This window comes from Streptomyces sp. NPDC059452, assembly GCF_042750035.1.
GTDB lineage: Bacteria > Actinomycetota > Actinomycetes > Streptomycetales > Streptomycetaceae > Streptomyces.
Genome location: NZ_JBHYVE010000005.1, coordinates 255,739 through 273,774 on the forward strand (window position 1 = coordinate 255,739; position 18,036 = coordinate 273,774).

At 72.5% G+C, this 18,036-nt stretch carries 17 protein-coding genes; 11 read left to right on the forward strand and 6 right to left on the reverse strand.

Annotation, left to right across the window (positions count from 1 at the left end; all coding sequences use genetic code 11):
• Positions 1 to 149 precede the first annotated feature (149 nt).
• Complete coding sequence (locus tag ACFW9Z_RS10530) at positions 150 to 971, reverse strand: pyrimidine reductase family protein (RefSeq protein ID WP_384637436.1); 822 nt, start codon at positions 969 to 971, stop codon at positions 150 to 152.
• Between the two features lie 37 nt (positions 972 to 1,008).
• Between ACFW9Z_RS10530 and zapE the strand changes: the two genes are divergently transcribed.
• From zapE to ACFW9Z_RS10550, 4 genes are all read left to right on the forward strand, one after another.
• Complete coding sequence (gene zapE, locus ACFW9Z_RS10535) at positions 1,009 to 2,106, forward strand: cell division protein ZapE (RefSeq protein ID WP_384637439.1); 1,098 nt, start codon at positions 1,009 to 1,011, stop codon at positions 2,104 to 2,106.
• A 123-nt stretch (positions 2,107 to 2,229) separates the two neighbouring features.
• On the forward strand, positions 2,230 to 2,655 hold the full coding sequence (locus tag ACFW9Z_RS10540; protein ID WP_384637442.1) for an OsmC family protein: 426 nt from the start codon (positions 2,230 to 2,232) through the stop codon (positions 2,653 to 2,655).
• Between the two features lie 178 nt (positions 2,656 to 2,833).
• A complete protein-coding gene (locus ACFW9Z_RS10545; protein ID WP_384637445.1) occupies positions 2,834 to 4,207 on the forward strand; it encodes an alkaline phosphatase PhoX in 1,374 nt (457 codons plus the stop codon).
• 100 nt (positions 4,208 to 4,307) lie between these two features.
• Positions 4,308 to 5,168: a polysaccharide deacetylase family protein gene (locus ACFW9Z_RS10550; protein ID WP_384637559.1), complete on the forward strand. Its 861-nt coding sequence runs from the start codon at positions 4,308 to 4,310 to the stop codon at positions 5,166 to 5,168.
• A 197-nt stretch (positions 5,169 to 5,365) separates the two neighbouring features.
• Here the strand turns inward: ACFW9Z_RS10550 and ACFW9Z_RS10555 are convergent, their stop codons facing one another.
• Together ACFW9Z_RS10555 and ACFW9Z_RS10560 are read right to left on the reverse strand one after the other, a co-directional pair.
• A complete protein-coding gene (locus ACFW9Z_RS10555) occupies positions 5,366 to 5,551 on the reverse strand; it encodes a hypothetical protein (RefSeq protein WP_384637448.1) in 186 nt (61 codons plus the stop codon).
• 26 nt (positions 5,552 to 5,577) lie between these two features.
• Positions 5,578 to 6,252, reverse strand: a complete 675-nt coding sequence (locus tag ACFW9Z_RS10560) for an AIM24 family protein (RefSeq protein ID WP_384637450.1) — start codon at positions 6,250 to 6,252, stop codon at positions 5,578 to 5,580.
• Positions 6,253 to 6,323: 71 nt separating this feature from the next.
• Here ACFW9Z_RS10560 and ACFW9Z_RS10565 point away from each other — a divergent pair, with 71 nt between their 5' ends.
• The gene (locus tag ACFW9Z_RS10565) at positions 6,324 to 7,061 is read left to right on the forward strand and encodes a peptidyl-tRNA hydrolase (RefSeq protein ID WP_384637453.1); all 738 of its coding nucleotides are present in this window, start codon (positions 6,324 to 6,326) and stop codon (positions 7,059 to 7,061) included.
• Between the two features lie 30 nt (positions 7,062 to 7,091).
• Here the strand turns inward: ACFW9Z_RS10565 and ACFW9Z_RS10570 are convergent, their stop codons facing one another.
• Complete coding sequence (locus ACFW9Z_RS10570; RefSeq protein ID WP_384637456.1) at positions 7,092 to 7,802, reverse strand: 2-phosphosulfolactate phosphatase; 711 nt, start codon at positions 7,800 to 7,802, stop codon at positions 7,092 to 7,094.
• 182 nt (positions 7,803 to 7,984) lie between these two features.
• Between ACFW9Z_RS10570 and ACFW9Z_RS10575 the strand changes: the two genes are divergently transcribed.
• The 5 genes from ACFW9Z_RS10575 (at position 7,985) to ACFW9Z_RS10595 (ending at position 14,173) form a co-directional block, all read left to right on the forward strand.
• Positions 7,985 to 8,695, forward strand: a complete 711-nt coding sequence (locus ACFW9Z_RS10575; RefSeq protein ID WP_384637459.1) for a haloacid dehalogenase type II — start codon at positions 7,985 to 7,987, stop codon at positions 8,693 to 8,695.
• 209 nt (positions 8,696 to 8,904) lie between these two features.
• Entirely contained in the window at positions 8,905 to 9,651 is a 747-nt protein-coding gene (locus tag ACFW9Z_RS10580; RefSeq protein ID WP_384637562.1) for a DUF4142 domain-containing protein, read from the forward strand.
• Positions 9,652 to 9,861: 210 nt separating this feature from the next.
• A complete protein-coding gene (locus ACFW9Z_RS10585) occupies positions 9,862 to 11,373 on the forward strand; it encodes a DUF692 family multinuclear iron-containing protein (RefSeq protein ID WP_384637462.1) in 1,512 nt (503 codons plus the stop codon).
• 6 nt (positions 11,374 to 11,379) lie between these two features.
• Positions 11,380 to 12,414 carry a TIGR04222 domain-containing membrane protein gene (locus ACFW9Z_RS10590; protein WP_384637465.1) on the forward strand — a complete coding sequence of 345 codons (1,035 nt, stop codon included), beginning with the start codon at positions 11,380 to 11,382 and terminating at the stop codon, positions 12,412 to 12,414.
• 193 nt (positions 12,415 to 12,607) lie between these two features.
• Positions 12,608 to 14,173, forward strand: a complete 1,566-nt coding sequence (locus ACFW9Z_RS10595; RefSeq protein ID WP_384637467.1) for an alpha/beta hydrolase — start codon at positions 12,608 to 12,610, stop codon at positions 14,171 to 14,173.
• A 205-nt stretch (positions 14,174 to 14,378) separates the two neighbouring features.
• Here the strand turns inward: ACFW9Z_RS10595 and hemQ are convergent, their stop codons facing one another.
• Both hemQ and hemG read right to left on the reverse strand, forming a co-directional pair.
• On the reverse strand, positions 14,379 to 15,107 hold the full coding sequence (gene hemQ, locus ACFW9Z_RS10600; RefSeq protein WP_384637470.1) for a hydrogen peroxide-dependent heme synthase: 729 nt from the start codon (positions 15,105 to 15,107) through the stop codon (positions 14,379 to 14,381).
• A gap of 4 nt (positions 15,108 to 15,111) precedes the next feature.
• A complete protein-coding gene (hemG, locus tag ACFW9Z_RS10605) occupies positions 15,112 to 16,587 on the reverse strand; it encodes a protoporphyrinogen oxidase (RefSeq protein WP_384637473.1) in 1,476 nt (491 codons plus the stop codon).
• 126 nt (positions 16,588 to 16,713) lie between these two features.
• Between hemG and ACFW9Z_RS10610 the strand changes: the two genes are divergently transcribed.
• Positions 16,714 to 17,739 carry a DUF4349 domain-containing protein gene (locus ACFW9Z_RS10610; protein WP_384637476.1) on the forward strand — a complete coding sequence of 342 codons (1,026 nt, stop codon included), beginning with the start codon at positions 16,714 to 16,716 and terminating at the stop codon, positions 17,737 to 17,739.
• The last annotated feature ends 297 nt before the right edge of the window (positions 17,740 to 18,036 follow it).

Consider the following 18,036-nt stretch of genomic DNA (forward strand, 5'->3'; position numbering starts at 1 on the left):
CGGCTCGGCCGTCGACGGTCGGTTGCTGAAACCATCCTTCCCCGTGCTTCCACGGGGACTGCAGAGGTAAGTGTGCCCAGCCGGAGCTAACCGGAACGGGTAATTCCGCTAAGTGTCCCCCCACTGGTTACCGCGCGTCCCTCCCCCGGTTACCGTGCGTCCCTCCGGCAGTACCGGCTGAAGAGGAACCCGTCCTCTTCCAGCAGCGACGCCAAGGCGAAACGTTCCGGCAAGGTCACTCCGGGACCTCCGGCGATCCGCTGCGCGTCCCCGGCCGTGAGCATCGGGGAGAGCGTCAGGCACAGCTCGTCCAGCGCGCCCGCCGCCACGAACTGGCCGAGCAGCCGGGGCCCGCCCTCGGTGAGCTGCCGCCGCAGCCCCCGGTCCGCCAGCTCGCGCACCGCACGCGCCGGGTCCACCCGGGTGCCCTCGCCCGCGATCACCACCTCCGCGCCCGCCTTCCGGGCAGCGGCGATCCGGTCGGAGGGAGCCCCGGCACCGGTCACCACAAGGGTCGGCACCAGTGGCCCGGTGAACAGCGGCAGCGAGAAGTCCAGGTCCAGCGAGCCGCTCACCACCGCGATCGCGGGCGCGGGCCCCTGCCCGGCCGCCGCCCGCCGCTCCGCGAAGGCCTCCCGGGCGCGGGCCGGACGGTACCCCTCCAGGCGTACGGTCTCGGCCCCGGCGATCACCACATCGGCCAGGGCCCGCAGGGTGCCGAAGATCCGCATGTCGGCGGCGCAGGAGATCGGCTGCGAGCGGCCGTCGTGCTGGGCGGCCCCGTCGAGGGTGGAGACCATGTTGGCGCGCAGCCAGGCGCTCCCGGGCCCTTCGGCGGGAAGGTCCGAGGGGTACGCGTACGCCTCGGCCAGCTCGTCGAGGCTCCACTCGCGGTCCGTACGGAGGCGGGGCCCCTCCTCGCCACCGGGGGTGCTCGTTGTCAGGTCCGTCACAGGGAACAGGCTTCGCATGGGTTGCAGTCTGGCACGGGCCTTAGGGTGGAGAGTTGTGTCGTCCTCCACCGCGTTTCCGGGGCAGAGCCCCCTTGCCGAAACGGCCCCGCTGTCCCTGTGCGCCCGCGAGCCGCGCGTCCCCGCCGACCGTCTGGTCGCGGAGATGGTGCCGCCGCCGCGCTTCGATTCGGTGCGCTTCGACACCTACGTACCCGACCCGAACCAGCCCAGCCAGAGCGAGGCCGTGACCGTGCTGTCCGGCTTCGCCGCCGGGCTCGGCGGGTCGCACGCCACGGGTGCCGGGCGCCGGAAGTGGTTCGGGGGCAGGAAGCCGGACAGGAAGCCGACCGGGCCGCGCGGGGTGTATCTCGACGGCGGCTACGGCGTCGGCAAGACCCACCTGCTCGCCTCCCTCTGGCACGCCACGCCCGCCGAGCCCTCGCTGAAGGCGTTCGGCACGTTCGTGGAGCTGACGAACCTGGTGGGTGCGCTGGGCTTCCAGCAGACCGTGCAGACCCTGAGCGGGCACCGGCTGCTCTGCATCGACGAGTTCGAGCTCGACGACCCGGGCGACACCGTGCTGGTCTCCTCACTGCTCAGCCGCCTCGTGGAGCACGGGGTGGCGCTCGCCGCGACCTCGAACACGCTGCCGGGCAAGCTGGGCGAGGGCCGGTTCGCCGCCGCCGACTTCCTGCGCGAGATCCAGGGGCTGTCCGCGCACTTCCGCCCGCTGCGCATCGACGGCGAGGACTACCGGCACCGCGGGCTGCCCGAGGCCCCGCCGCCGTACTCCGACGAGCAGGTGACCCGCGCCGCGTACGCCACGCCGGGGGCCTCACTGGACGACTTCCCGGGGCTGCTGGCGCACCTGGCCCGGGTGCACCCGAGCCGGTACGGGGCGCTGACCGACGAGCTCGGCGCGGTCTGCCTGACCGGGGTGACGGCGGTGCCCGACCAGTCGACCGCGTTGCGCCTGGTGGTGCTGGCCGACCGGCTGTACGACCGCGAGGTGCCGGTGCTGGCCTCCGGGCTGCCGTTCGACCGGCTGTTCAGCGACGAGATGCTGAACGGCGGGTACCGGAAGAAATACTTCCGGGCGATCTCGCGGCTGACGGCACTGGCACGTGACGCGAAGGGCCTGGTGGCGCAGTAGGTTCGGGGGGTGACACCGGGTGCCCGTTCGCGGCGTACCCGTAACACCGTTCACTCCGTTCGCGTACCACCGCGGACAACTTCCGTACCACCGCGTACACCGTTCCGTTCGAAGGGATCCAGCATGGCTACCACGCGTCAGGCGCACACGGTCTGGGAAGGCAACCTCATCGAGGGCAAGGGGGTCGTCACCTTCGACTCCTCCGGCATCGGTGACTACCCCGTCTCCTGGCCGGCCCGCTCGGAGGCGGCGAACGGCAAGACCAGCCCCGAGGAGCTGATCGCGGCCGCGCACTCCAGCTGCTTCTCGATGGCGCTCTCGCACGGTCTCGCCGGGGCGGGCACCCCGCCCACCAAGCTGGAGACGAAGGCTGAGGTCACCTTCCAGCCCGGCACCGGCATCACCGGCATCCACATCACCGTCCAGGGCGAGGTCCCCGGTCTCGACGAGGCGGGCTTCGTGAAGGCGGCCGAGGACGCCAAGGCGAACTGCCCGGTCAGCCAGGCGCTGTCGGGTACGGCGATCACCCTGTCGGCCTCGCTGGCCTGACGCGGCAGCACGGCCGTTCTCGAAGGCCGTGCGCTCGACGGCCCGGCTCGATGGGCCGGCTCGATGGGCCGTCCCAGCAGCAGCACGGGGCGCGGGGGCGCGTATGGTTCCCCCGCGCCTCTGTGCGTGCTACACACATGCGGGTCACTTCACCTGTCCGCCAACAGGGAGTCACCTCATGTCCTCCGTATCCCGGAACACCGCAACACGACGGCAGGTCCTGGCAGGCAGCGGCGCAGCGGCCGCGATCGCCTTCACCGGGGCCTTCTCCGAACTCTTCACGGGCACGGCCGCCGCCCGGGGCCATGGCGGCTACGGTCCTCTCGTCCCCGACCCGGACGGCCTGCTCGACCTGCCGAAAGGTTTCCGCTACCGGGTGCTGTCCCGGGAGGGCGACCCGCTGCGCTCCGGCGAGGGCGAGGTGCCCAGCAACCACGACGGCATGGCCGCCTTCGCGGGCCACCACGGCCGGGTCCACCTGGTCCGCAACCACGAGAACCGGCGTACGGCGAAGATCGGCGTCCCGGCCGTCGACGGCCTGACCTACGACCCGGCGGCCAGGGGCGGCTGTACGTCCCTGGAGCTGGGCGGCCGGAACCGGGTGCTCGGCGAGCGGGTCGCCATCGCCGGTACGGCGGTGAACTGCGCGGGCGGGCCCACTCCCTGGCGCACCTGGCTGACCTGCGAGGAGACCGAGGACAGGGCCGGGACCAACGGGTACGCCAAGGACCACGGCTTCGTCTTCGAGGTGGACGGCGCCGACCCGCGCCGCACCGGGGCGGTCCCGCTGACCGCGATGGGCCGCTTCCAGCACGAGGCGGTCGCGGTCGACCCGAAGAGCGGGATCGTGTACGAGACGGAGGACGCGTTCGACAAGCCGTTCGGGCTCTTCTACCGCTTCCTCCCCGAGAAGCCGCTCGGCGGCACCGGTTCGCTGCGGGCGGGCGGGGCGCTGGAGGCGATGCGCGTGCCGGGCCTGCCCGACCTCTCCGTGATCCAGGAGACCGGCGCGAGCTTCGACCGGGTCGAGTGGGTACCCGTACCGGACCCGTTGGCGGCCGAAACCCCGATCCGTCTCCAGGACTTCGGCCCGAAGGGCATCACGCACGCCCAGAAGCTGGAGGGCTGCTACTGGGGCGGCGCGTCCGTCTATTTCGTCTCCAGCTTCGCCCGCAGCGACGAGGGCTCGGCGGCCGACCACTACGGCCAGGTGTGGCGCTACGAGCCGGGGAAGCGCCGCCTGACCCTGGTGGTGGTCTTCGGCCCGGACACCGACATCCAGCTCCCCGGCGAGTCCCCGGACAACATCTGCCTGGCCTCCGACGGCGGGCTGATGGTCTGCGAGGACGGCGGCGGAGCGCAGCATGTGCTGGGGGTGACGCGGCGGGGCGAGGTGTACACGATGGCGCGCGGGCGGCAGAACATCGGAACGCCGCAGGATCCGGAGTGGGGCGAGTTCGCGGGAGTCACGTTCTCGCCGGACGGCTCGACGATGTACGTGAACTGCTACACGCCGGGGACGACGTTCGCGGTGACGGGGCCGTGGCGTTGAGGGGGGCGACATCGGAGCGCCATATAAGCCGTAAAAGCATAATGTCCGATATTTTCCGTGAGTGATCACTACTGCACGGAAACGGAAGACGACTGTCCTGATGGTCGCGGGGGTGCTGATCGGTGGCGCCCTGGCCGGGTGCGGGGGCGCCGCTCCCGCACCCGGCCCCACGCCCACTCCTACGGCTGCCGCGCCCACCCCCGTACCGAAGAAGCCGCCCACGATGGCTCCCGGCCCGGCGAGGCGCACCCCGGTCTTCGAGCGAAGGCAGACGGGCGCGACGGGCGGGAGCGCGACGGGCGCCGACGCGGCGGAGAAGGCCGCGGCAGAGAAGGTCGTGGCGCTCACCTTCGACGCCGACATGACGGCCGATCAGGGCCCCCGGGCGAAGGCGGGCGAGCGCTTCGACAACCCGGAGCTGATCGCGCTGCTGCGGCGGCTGAAGGTGCCCTCGACCGTGTTCATGACGGGACGCTGGGCGGAGGAGTACCCGGCACAGGCGAAGGGCATCGGAACGGACGACCTGTTCGAGGTCGCCAACCACTCGTACAGCCACTACGCCTTCACCGCCGACTGCTACGGCCTTCCGGTGGTCGCGAAGGACGCCATGGCGCGCGATGTGGAGCGGGCCTTCTCGGCGTTCCGGGAGGCGGGCGTACGGAACGTGGTGCCGTACTTCCGTTTCCCCGGCGGCTGCTACGACGACGCGGCCCTGCACGCGCTGACCCCGGCGAACGTGACGGCGGTGCAGTGGGACGTGGTGAGCGGCGACGCGTTCGCGACGGATGCGGGGGCGGTGGCCGATCAGGTGCTGGACGGGGTGCGGCCCGGGTCCCTGGTGGTCATGCACTGCACGCGCAGCGCGGCGCCGGTCACCCGGGAGGCGGTCAGCAGAATCGTTCCGGAACTACGGAAGCGGGGCTACCGGTTCGTGAAGGTGTCGGAGCTGATGGAGGGCTGAATCCCCTCGGGCGGGGGGCTCCCCTAGGGCCTGTCGTCAAACTGCCGTCGTCGCCCGAAGGGCGGCCGCGCGGCGCATGGTGCGTGCGATCGCAAGGCGCCGGAATGGTCTCGTAGCGGAGCTACTTGGCCATTTCGGCAACGCTGCGAGCGTGCGTGCCAGGCGTCGCGCGGCAGGCGGCAGTTCGACGACAGGACCTAGCCGGAGCAGGCCGAGCGTCCCGCCTCCTGCCAGGCGCAGACCGGGCAGAGCGTGGCGCCCCTGGTCGACTCCGGGTACTCGGTCGGCTCGCGGCAGAGCACGCACTCCGCGAACGCCGCCGCACCCCCGCTCGCGGGTACGGGCAGGGGTGCGGGCGTTGCGCAGTACGAGGCGTCGTCCATGTCCACGAGCGTACGTAACCCGGCTGTCAGTTGGACGTCCGGTCGGGCCTCGCCTCGCTGGGCCGCACGATGACGAACCCCTCGCCCTGGAGCATCAGCTGCACGGCCTCGCCCGAGCCGCCGCGCACCATCGACCCGACGCTCTGCGAGCGGTGCAGGGAGGTCGTGAGCTGCTGGCTCCAGCCGACGACCGCGTCCGTGTCCACGTACACCGGCTGGGCGGCCGTCACCGGGATCACTATGGGGGTGCCCTCACACATCAGGCCGATCTTGCCGTAGCCGGAGAAGACGCTGTTGAAGAGGCCGCCGCCGACCATTCCGGCGCCCTTCACCGTCTTGATCTCGTACGAGAGCGTGGCGTCGAAACAGAGGACGTTGCGGCCGTTGATGGTGATCTGGTCGCCCTGGTCCATCTCCAGGATGAAACAGTTGGCGGCCTCGTGCGCGAACCAGGCCTCGCCCTGCCCGCGTACGGCCATGAGCGCGAGTCCCTCACCGGTGACCGCGCGCTTGAGCAGGCCGCCGATGCCCTGGCCCTTGCGCTCGAACTGGAGGTTGCCGCGGAAGGCGATCATGGAGCCCTGGCGGGCGTGCATCTCCCCGTTGACGGCGTACTTGATCGACTTGGAGTTCTGCAGGGTCATGCCGGGGGCGGTGGCCTGCTGGGCCATGTGCTCGCTGGAAAACAGATCGCTCTTCATGCGGTGCATCCTCACCCGGACCGGTCCCTTACGCCAAGGAGGTGACCCGCCCCGCCTGGCAGACTGGGACGGTGAGCAGCGACGACACCTCCCAGACCCCCGCCCAGCACGGCCCGGCCGACCGGGACGAAGCCCCGCAGTACGTGCTCCCGCTCGTGGTGCACCTGGAGAAGACGGACCCGCCCGGCCGTACGGACGCCCTGCGCACCGCTGCCCGTGCGGTGCTCACGATCCTGGCCGACGAGCGGTCCACCGGCGAGGGCGAGTGGGCCGGGGCGATGCGGGACTGGGAGGACGCCCGTATCCGCAAGGTGGTGCGCCGGGCGCGCGGCGCGGAGTGGCGCAAGGCGGCCGCGCTGCCCGGGATCACGGTGACGGGTGGGAGCGCGGAGGTACGGGTGTACCCGCCGATCCCCCTGGACGGCTGGCCCAAGGAGCTGGCCAAGCTCCAGGTCTCGGGCACCGACCTGGACGACCCCGAGCCGCCCGCCGCCCCCGACCCGGCGGGCCCGGTGCTGTGGCTCAACCCGGAGCTGGAGATGTCGGCGGGCAAGACGATGGCGCAGGTCGGCCACGGCGCCCAGCTTGCCTGGTGGGAGCTCTCCGACACCGAGCGCAAGGCGTGGCGCGAGGCGGGGTTCCCGCTGTCGGTGGCCACCGCGACCCCGGAACGCTGGCGGGAACTGACCACGAGCGGCCTGCCCGTGGTATGCGACGCGGGCTTCACCGAGATCGCCCCCGGCCCCACCGTCGCCGTGGAGGGCGGCCTGCGTCTCTGCCCGCTGCCGGGCGTACGGGCCCGCCGCTGATCGGCCGACGCCCGGGCGCGAAGAGGTGCCTCACATCGGGGTGTTGTCCGCAGGCGAAGGCACCGCGCACGGACGCAGGACCATGAGCGGGCCCTCCAGGGCCGCCACCATGGCGAAGGGGAACCGGTCGAGTTCGACGCAGAGTCCGACGTCATCGGGGTGGACTCCCCGCCGCACCCCCTCCGCCAGTTCGGCGGCGGCCCGGGACCCGGCGGCGCGGCGGAGGAATCCAGCCGCGTCCGTCGTCCCGGCCCCGGTGGCCCTCCGGGCGATGTACTGAGCGCATGCCAGGTCCTCCTCGGCCTGCCCGTCCTCGCCGGTGACCACGAACGTGACACTGCCGCTGTCGCTCCCGCGTGCCCGCAGGAGCCGGGCCGTCGCCTCCGCCACCACGAAGCTCGCGCACAGCACCAGCGAAGCCTCCTTGACCGCGAGGGCGCCGACCGTGCCCGCCGTGGTCTTCTGCACGAGGGTGCGCCCGCCGAGGTCGACGGAGCGCAGCATGCCCGGCGAGTTGACCAGATCGAAGCCGGGCGCGGGCGGCCCGTCCTTGAGCGCCACCCAATCCGGGTGGCGGGCCTTCAGCGCCCGGGCACCGTCCAGCGACTCGGCGAGAACGATCTTCTCCGCCCCTTGGGCGAAGGCCCAGGCAGCCACGGTGAACGCACGCATGACGTCGACCACGACCGCCACCGACGGGGTCCCGGCCACTTCGGCGATACCGACGAAACGAGTGTCCATGCCGGTCATGATCACGCATGCCCGGCCCGAGGCGGCCGGAGAGCGATACGCATCACATTCCCGCCCCGCCTCCTCGCCTCCCCGCCCCCGGGTGCCGGGCCGTGGGGCAACTCCCTCGCCCCGCAACCGACTTCCCGGCAGGATGGCCAGGAAGATCAGAGAGCCAGGAGGAGACCCCGCCCATGTCAGAGTTGGAGATCGATGCCCTTGTCTTCGACGTGCTCGGCACGCTCGTCGACGAACCCGCCGGAATCCGCGCCGGAATCCGCGCGCTGGACCCGTCACTCGACGGTGCCGGTACCGAGCGGCTCCTGCTGCTGTGGCAGCGGCACATCGAGCAGGAGCAGCGCCGCATTCTCGACGGCGTCCGGCCCTACCTCCCCAGCGACGCCCTCGACCGGGAAGCCGCCCTGCGCGTGGCCGAGGCCGCCGGGGTCGACGACCCCGACGCCGTGGCGGCGCTGGCCCTGTCGGCCCGGCGCCTCCCGCCGTGGCCCGACACCGTGGCCGGGCTCGCCCGGCTCGCCGGGCGGTTCCCGCTGATCGGGCTCTCCAACGCGAGCCGGACCGCCCTGCTGGGGCTCAACGCCCACGCCGGGCTCCGCTGGCACCAGGCCCTCTCCGCCGAGGACGCCCGGGCCTTCAAACCGGCCCCGGCCGTATACGAGTTGGCCGTCACCGTCTCCGGGCTGCCGCCCGAGCGGCTGCTGATGGTCGCCGCCCACGCCTGGGACCTGCGCGGGGCGCAGAGCCTCGGGCTCCGTACCGCCTATGTCGGGCGGCCCGTCGGCGACCCGCCCGCCGCATCCGACCGGTTCGACCTGTACGCCGACGGGCTGGCCGATCTGGCCGACCAGCTCGACACGCTCCAGGGCCGAACTCTCCAAGAGTGAGCTCTCCGAGGCCGAACTCTTCTAGGGCCGAACTCTTCAGGGCCGGAGCCGAACTCTTCAAGGCCGGAAAATGAGTCGCCCGTAGCTGAGCGTTTCTGCGCCGGACTACGTATCTCCCGATACTGCCCCACCGGCACTACCGCCAAGTAGCCTGCAGGGCTAGTCGGTTGGCGATCCACGCTGTCACATTCGGCCCGGGAGACACCTTGTTGCGACGCATCAACGGAACGGCCCTCATCATCGCGGCCCTGGTCGCCACACTCGGCGCGCTCGCCTTCCCCGTCTGGTCCTACGCGGACCGGTCGGGCACCGGCGAGGCGAACCTCAACGCCTCCAGCGTCGGCACCCAGTGGGGACCGCTCTCCGCGACCGACCGGGACTTCCTGGTCAAGGTGCGGCTCGCGGGGCTGTGGGAGCTGCCCGCCGGGCAGCAGGCGATCGAGCGGGCGCCCAGCGAGGCGACGAAGGCCGCCGGGGACCATCTGGTCGTCGGCCACACCGACCTGGACCGGCGGGCCCGGGACGTGGCCGCCAAGCTCGGGGTGGAGCTGCCCAACCAGCCGACCGAGCAGCAGCAGGAGTGGCTGCGGGAGCTGACGGCGGCGAGCGGGGACGAGTACGAGCGGAAGTTCGCCAATATCCTGCGGGCCGCCCACGGCAAGGTCTTCGGGCTGATCGGCCAGGTCCGGCACACCACCCGCAACACCCTGATCCGGCAGCTCGCGAGCGACGCCAACCAGACGGTGCTGGACCACATCACCATGCTGGAGGCGACCGGCTTCGTCGACTTCGACGCCCTGGCACGCGAGGCGGCCGGCGGGTCCACGGCCAGCCCCTCGGGTCCCCCGGCGCCACGGGAGGGGCAGGTGCCGCTGGCCCCGGTGCCGGTCACACCCTCCGGTGACCAGTCGTTCACCTCCCGCCCGGTGCCGCCGACGATGCCGCCGATGCCGTGACGAGAGCAAACGAGACCTGACGAGAACAGACGGGACCTGACAAGCGCTGACGAGAGCTGACGCGAGCCTTCGGCGCCCGGCGCAAGCTCTCGGTGCCGTAACGAATCCGCCGTGCCGAAACCTCAAATCCTCCTCTGAACGTCCCCTGTTCGGGTTCACCACCGCTTGGCGGGGCCATGACCCCTGAACAGAGCGGAGGAGGGGGACACCATGAAGCTGGGCATCGGAATCGGCTGGCGGCCGGAGATCGCGGCCGAGGTGGAGGCGCTCAAGGGGATCGACTGGGTGGAGGCGGTGGCGGAGAACCTCTGCGCCGACCACCTCCCGGACTCCCTGGTACGGCTCCGGGACCGTGGGGTGACGGTCGTGCCGCACGGCGTCTCGCTCGGCCTGGGCGGCGCGGACCGCCCGGACGCCGAGCGGCTCGCGGGGCTGGCGGCGCGGGCGGAGCTGCTCGGTACGCCGCTGGTGACCGAGCACATCGCGTTCGTACGGGCCGGGGGGCCGCTGACCGCCACGCCGAGGCTGGAGGCGGGCCACCTGCTGCCGGTCCCGCGCACCTGGGACGCGCTGGAGGTGCTCTGTGAGAACGTGCGCATCGCCCAGGACTCGCTGCCCGTGCCGCTGGCCCTGGAGAACATCGCGGCGCTGATCTCCTGGCCGGACGAGGAGCTGACCGAGGGGCAGTTCCTGGCGGAGCTGGTCGAGCGGACCGGGGTGCGGCTGCTGATCGACGTGGCCAACCTGCACACCAACCACGTCAACCGGGGCGAGGACCCGGCGAAGGCGCTGGACGAGCTGCCGGTGGAGGCCATCGCGTACGTCCATGTGGCGGGCGGTATCGAGAAGAACGGCGTCTGGCACGACACGCACGCCCACCCGGTGACGGCCCCGGTCCTCGGCGTCCTGGCCGAACTGCGCTCCCGGGTCGACCCGCCGGGCGTGCTGCTGGAGCGCGACGACGCCTTCCCGCCCGGCGCGGAGCTGGCGGCCGAACTGGAGACGATCCGGGCCACGCTGCGGACGGCGGCCCCGACAGCCGACTCACGTACGCGCCGTTCGGCCGAAGCCGACGCGTCCGCCACCGGACCCGGGGCGTCCGCAACGGAAACCGGGGCATCTGCGGCCGGACTCGGGGTGGGCGCAACCGAAGCCGACGCGTTCGCCACCGGACCCGGGGTGGGCGCAACCGAAGCCGACGCGTCCGCGACCGGACCCGGGGCGTCCGCGACCGGATCCGGGGCTCGTACGGAGACACCTGCCGCACGCGCCGAAGCCGGGGTCGCCCGTACGGAGACGCTCCCCGCGCGCCCCGGAGCCCGCGACCGTACCGCCGTCGCCCAGACCGCACTGCTCTCCGCGCTCGTCGCGGGCACCCCGGCCCCCGAGCGCTTCGACCACCGGCGGCTGCGGGTGCAGAGCCGGGCGCTGGCCGCCAAGCGCGCCGGTGTCGTCGCCAAGGTGGCGCCCGAGCTGCCGGAGATCCTCGGCGACGGCTACCGCGCCGCGTTTCTCGCGTACGCCAGGTCCCGCCCGATGAGCGGCGGTTACCGGCGTGACGCCCTCGACTTCGCGGAGCACGTCCTGATCTCCGGCGGCCTCCCCGACCCCGTGGCACAGCGCCGGCTGACCCACTGGTGGGAGGACCGCTCCGGCACCCGTCCGCCGCGCCGGACCACCCGTCTCGTCCGTGCGGCACGTGCCGTCCTCGTAGGAAAGTGAACCGCCGTGAACACGATCGCCCTGCTGCTGACCCTCGCGGTCGCCCTCTCCACGGTGCTCCTCGTCGTGAAGGCGGTCGCATCGAGGTCCCGCCGCACCTCGGCCGGTTGCTCCCCGCTCGTCCATGACCTCTACGAGGCGGCGTTCCTGAACGGCGGTCCGGCCAGGGTCGCGGACACCGCGCTCGTCGCCCTGTACACGGACGGCCGGGTGCTCATCGGCGGCCCCGGCATCGTCTCCGTACAGCGTGCGCAGGCGAACGATCCGGTGGAGCGCGCCGTGCTCCAGGAGTTGTCCACCGCACCGAGCGGCGCCCTGCACGTGGTGCGGGAAGCGGTGATGCGCCACCCGGCGGTGCAGGAGATCGGCGACGGGCTCGCGGAGCGCGGGCTGCTCGTCCCGCCCGCCGCGAGCCGTCCCGTACGGCGGTGGGGGCTGATCCAGGGCCTGAGCTGCTTCGCCGCGCTTCCCCTCTCCATCGGGGTCACGGTCCTCCAGTACATGACGCACGACTCCCCCCTCGACTCCCCTTTCGACATGCCGTTGCCGTTCGTCCTGAAGGCGCTGCCCGCGATCCTGCTCGGCGCGGTCAGCGGGCTTGTCATCGCCGCCGTCGCCGCCCGACGGGTCACCGGGGCGGGCCGCCGGGCCGCGCAGGCGTTCCGTGCCGCCCACGCCCATCTGACGACCGCGCCGCACCTCGTCGCCACGCAGGGGCTGCGCGCCCTCCCGGACCCCGTGCTCCAGGCCCAACTGATCGCGGTGGCCCGGGCGTCCGCGCCGGCCAGGCGCTCGCGCTCCGGCTTCTCGGGGAGCCGGACGCCGGGGTACGTGGGGGGTTCGGCGCTCGTCGCGGGCGCGGCCGCCACCACGGTGTGGTGCGCCGACGCGAGTCCGGACCATACGAGTTGCGGCGGCGGCTCGGGTTCCGGCTGCGGCGGGGCGTCGGGGTGCGGCGGCGGCTCGGGATCGAGCTGCGGAAGCTCCGGAGGCTCCAGCTGCGGAAGCTCGGGCGGCTCCAGTTGCGGCAGCAGCTCCTGAGCGGCGGCTCCTGAACAGCAGCCCCTGACCACCGCAACCGCAACCGCAACCGCAACCGCAACCGCAACCGCAACCGCAACCGCAACAAGTGTGAAGCGACCGGGTCGTTCCCCGCAACACCCCCTCCCGGTACTGGACTTCACCCGCCCCACCCCCCACCATCCCCTCTCCGCATCCGCAGAGAGGTCCCGCCGTGAGAGCAGTACCGCTGTACGTCACGCTCGGCTCCCTGGTCCTGTCCGCCCTGACCGCCGCCCCCGCGACCGCCCGGGACGAACCCGGTGCCGCGTCAGCCGAGGCGCGCGGTACGGCGGTGGCGGCGGCGCGGGCCGCGGCGGCCGGGGTCTCCTTCGGGGCGTGCCCGGAGGAGGAACAGCTGCCGGACTCCCTGAAGTGCGGCACCGTCACCGTCCCCCTGGACTACGCGCGGCCGGACGGCCGGACCATCGAACTGACCGTCAGCCGCTCCCTCGCGACCGGCGGGCCGGCCGGCCGGCAGGGGTCCTTCGTCTACAACCCGGGCGGCCCCGGCGCCTCCAGCATCACTTTCCCGCTGATGGGTGAGATGTCCGAGTGGAAGGAGGTCGCGGCGGCGTACGACATGGTCGGCTACGCCCCGCGCGGTGTCGGCGACTCCGCGCCGCTCTCCTGCCAGAGCCCCGCCGCGTTCGCGAAGAGCCCCACCGACTCCCCCGCCCACCCCACGGCCGCATACAAGGAGCAGCGCGTCGCCGAGGCGCGGGCGTACGCGCGGGGGTGCGAGCGGAACGCGGGCGAGGCTCTGCGCCACTACACCTCGCTCAACAACGCCCGCGACCTGGAGGTGCTGCGGGCCGCCCTCGGCGACGAACAGCTGACCTTCATGGGCGCCTCGTACGGCACGTATCTGGGTTCCCTGTACGCGACCCTCTTTCCCTCACGCGTACGCCGTATGGTCCTCGATTCCGCGGTCGACCCGGACCCGGAAAAGATCTGGTACCGCTCCAACCTCGATCAGTCGCTGGCCTTCGAGTCCCGCTGGGAGGACTTCCGGCGGTGGGTGGCCAAGCACGACGACGTCTACCGTCTGGGCACCACGCCCGAGGCCGTGCAGCGTCATTACGACGACGTCCGCACCGCGCTCGCGACGGATCCGGCGGGCGGGAAGGTGGGGCCGGGGCAGTTCCACGCGGCGTTCCTCCAGGCCGCGTACTACGACGACTACTGGGCGATGCGGGCGACCGCCCTCTCCGAGTACGTCCGGGGCAATCCGGAGCCGGTGATCACCCAGATGTCGCCGCGCGCGGTGACGGCGAAGGGCGACGAGAACGCGCGGGCCGTCTACACCGCCGTCGAGTGCAACGACGCGCCCTGGCCGGAGGAGTGGGAGGTGTGGGACCGCGACCATTCGGATCTCGCGGTCCTCGCCCCGTTCCAGACCTGGGACAACGCCTTCACCAACCTGCCGTGCGCCTTCTGGCCCGCGCCCCGGCAGCAGCCTGGGGACGTCTCCACCGAGTGGGGCGAGCTGCCCCCGGTGCTCATCCTGGCGGCGGAGCGCGATGCGGCGACCCCGTACAAGGGGGCGCTGGAGCTTCAGCGGCGGCTGCGCGGCGCGGTGCTCGTGACCGAGCGGGACGCGGGGACCCACGGGGTCGGCGGATTCGGGAACGCCTGTGTGGACGACCACATGCGGCGGTATCTGCTGACGGGCGAGACGCCCATGGGGGACGCGGAGTGCGCCCCGCGTGCGGAGCCGAACCCCGTCTCGCTGGACTAGGGCCTCTCGTTCGGATCAGGCCGGGCTCGCGGGGTCCGGCATGATCCGAACGAAAGACCCCAGGAAGGCGGAAGGGCCCTGCCGGAGTGCACTCCGGCAGGGCCCTCAAGCCGAACCCGGTGTCGCTGGAACGGCGGGCGGCACGGTCGGTGCCAGGTGCCCGTCTTCTGATCTTCCGGGTTGGGGTGGTGCGGGAACTCGCTGGCTATGCGAGCCCGGCCACCAGGTCTGCGACGGTCTTCCTGCGGCCCGTGTAGAACGGGACCTCCTCGCGCACGTGGAGCCGTGCCTCGGAGGCGCGCAGGTGACGCATCAGGTCGACGATGCGGTACAGCTCGTCCGCCTCGAAGGCGAGGACCCACTCGTAGTCGCCCAGCGAGAACGAGGCGACGGTGTTGGCGCGGACATCGGGGTAGCCCCGGGCCATCTTGCCGTGGTCCGCGAGCATGCGGCGGCGGTCCTCGTCGGGCAGCAGGTACCAGTCGTAGGACCGGACGAAGGGGTAGACGCTGATGTAGTCGCGCGGGGTCTCGTCGGCGAGGAAGGCCGGGACATGCGACTTGTTGAACTCGGCGGGCCGGTGCAGAGCCATGTTCGACCAGACCGGTTCCAGAGCGCGCCCGAGCTTGGTGCGGCGGAAGAGGTTGTACGCCTCCTGGAGCTCGTCCGAGGTCTCCGCGTGCCACCAGATCATCAGGTCCGCGTCGGCGCGCAGACCGGAGACGTCGTAGGTGCCGCGCACGGTGATGTCCTTGGCCGCGAGCTGGTCGAACAGCTCCTGGACCTCGTCCGCGTACCCCGCCCGGTCCAGCGGCAGTACGTCGCGCAGTTTGAAGACCGACCACAGGGTGTAGCGGATGACCTCGTTGAGGTCCTTGGCCTTCTTTCCGGCGTTCGGACTCTTGCTGGGCGTCACACTCTCAGGAGCAGTCATACGGCTATTGTCCCGCCTCGCTCCCGGTGCCCTGAACCAGGGTGGGCGTGGCGATGATCTCCTTCATGATCTCTCCGGCGATCTCGTCGGCCGCCCGCTGCGCGCTCGCGACACAGGCGGGGATGCCGACCCCGTCGTAGACCGCGCCGCAGACCCGCAGGGCGGGCAGTTTCGCGACCTCGTCGCGGATGCGGGCGACCCGGGTGTGGTGGCCGACCGGGTACTGCGGCAGTCCGCCGATCCAGCGGGTGACCTCGGTGTCGACGGGGCGGGCGGCGAGTCCGGTGGCCTCGGCCAGATCCCGCAGGGATACGGCGACGAGTTCGCCGTCCTCGCGGTGCAGGTGGTCCTCCTCGCCGTACCGGCCGACGGAGGTACGGAGCACGAAGAGGCCGGGGGCGGCGTCGGCGACCCACTGCCACTTGTTGCTGGAGAAGGTGGAGGCCTTGATGGTGCGGCCGTCGACCGGCGGTACGAGAAAGCCGGAGCGGCCGCGCAGGGCCTCGTGGGCCTCGATGTCGGCGCGGCGGAAGGCCAGGGTGACCAGGGCCATCGAGGCGTACTCGACCCCGGCCAGCTCGGCGGAGGCGGCCGGGGACTCGGCGGCCAGCAGGGCGGAGGCGGACCAGGCGGGGGTGGCCAGGACGATGCCGTCGGCGGTGATCACCCCGGTGTCGGTGCGGACCGCCCAGCCCGTGGGCGTACGGGTCAGGCCGAGGACGGGGGTCTCCGTACGGATCTCGCCGCCTCCGGCTCGTACGGCGTCGGCCACGGCGTCCGGGAGGGTGCCGATGCCGCCCCGGAGGCCCTGGAAGACGGGGCCGGTCTGCTGCCGGGCCACCGCGCGCTCCTGGATGCGGCGGACGGCCTCCAGCAGCGGGCCGCCCTCCCGCACCGCTTCGAAGAGCTGCGGTACGGCGGCGCGCATCGAGATCCGGTAGGCGTCGCCCGCGTAGACCCCGCCGAGGAGGGGTTCCACCAGCCGGTCGACGACCTCACGGCCGAGCCGGTCGGCGACGTACGCGCCCACCGCGACGTCGTCGCCGACGGGGGTGGGGGTGAGGTCGCGCTCCTCGGCGATCCGGGCCAGGCCCTCGGGGGAGAGGACGCCGCCGAGGGCCGCCGGGTCGCCGGGGACGCCCATGACGTGACCCGTGGGCATCGGCCGCAGCGCGTCGCGGGTCCAGAGGGAGGCGGTGGCGGTGGCGGGCGGCTGGAGGCGGTCGGTGAGGCCGACCGCCCCGGCCAGGTCGACCGCCTCGGGGCGGCGGGCCAGCATCGACTCCGCGCCCAGGTCGACCTGGACGCCCGCGATCTCGCCGGTCATCAGCTTGCCGCCGAGCCGGTCCGTCGCCTCCAGGAGCGTGACCCGCAGACCGGTGGCGACCAGGCGGTGGGCGGCGGCCAGTCCGGCGATGCCGCCGCCGAGGACGGCGACATGGCGCGCGGGCGGGTCCGCATCCTGATGTGAACGCTGCATGGGTCCACTCTCTCAAACCTCCGCCGGGTCCCGACCGTGACCACTTCGAAACCCGCGGCCGGAAACCGGTTCGGGAGGGCCCGCGTCGAACCGGCACTGTCAACGAGTGTCCAGGGGGGACCTGTTATGACCAGCGGTACCGATCGATTCCTCGCCCGCCCGCCGCGTGCGCCACTCCACCGCCGCTCCCGTCTCCGCGCCGCCCTGGCGGCCGGGGCGCTCGGCGCGGTACTGCTCGTCGGCGGCTGCGGGGCGTCCTCCGACAGCAGCGCGGGGTCGCGCGACCTCTCGGCGGGCGCGAAGGAAGGGTTCGTGGACGAGCAGCACGCGGCCGACGGCGCGGCGGCGTCCGCCGCTCCGGCGGACGGGGGGAAGCGCTCGGACGCGGCGAAGGGCTCGGACCAGCAGGGGAATGCGCCGAAGCCGGGGGCTGTGGGCACGCATGTCATCCGTACGACGGACCTCGCCGTGGAGGTGAAGAGCGTCCCGAAGGCGGCCGCCGCCGCCCGGAGCACGGTCGAGGCGAGCGGGGGCCTGGTGGCGAACGAGACCACCGACCGGATCGACGACACCTACGAGACCTCGCACCTCGTGCTCCGCGTGCCGCAGGAGAGCTACCAGGAGGTGCTGCGGAAGCTCACCGGCTCCGGGAAGCTGCTCTCCCGTTCCTCGAACGCCAAGGACGTCACCGGCAAGGTCGTCGACGTGGAGAGCCGGATCGCCACACAGCGGGCGAGCGTCAAGCGGGTGCGGGCGCTGATGGAGAAGGCAGAGAGGATCACCGATGTCGTCACCCTGGAGGGCGAGCTGAGCAGCCGTCAGGCCGATCTGGAGTCGCTGCTGGCCCAGCAGGCGAGCCTGAAGGACCGCACCACGCTGGCGACGATCACGCTGGACCTGACGGAGCCGGACGCGCCGCGCGAGGACAAGGAGGACGACGGCCCGGGGTTCCTGGACGCGCTGGGCGGCGGCTGGGACGCGTTCGTGACGACGCTTCGGTGGATCGCGGTGGCGATCGGCGCCTCGGCCCCGTTCCTGGCCACGGCCGCCCTGGTGCTGGTGGTGTGGCGGGTGCTGCGCGCCCGGCGGGCGGCCCGTGAGGCCCCGGCGGCGGTCCGGCCGGAGGAGGCGGAGGGAACGTCGGCCTCCTGAGCGCCGTAGCGTGGGCCCCTCGATGGCTCGTATCGACGGCTTGTACCGCTGGTACGGCGCGGATTCGGCTTGTACGTGCTTGTACGGGCTCGGATACGGCCTGTACGTGCTTGTACGGGCCCGGATACGGCCTGTACGTGTTGTGCGGGCTTGTGCGGCGAAAGGGACCGGAATGGCAGCGGAGCGACTCGTGGTCATCGGCGGCGGGGGGGGGGGGGGGTTGGGCGCGGCGGCGCGCCCGCCGGGCTTCTGGGGCGGGGGCGGGGGTTTTGTGGGCCGTGTAGGGGCGCCCGGCAA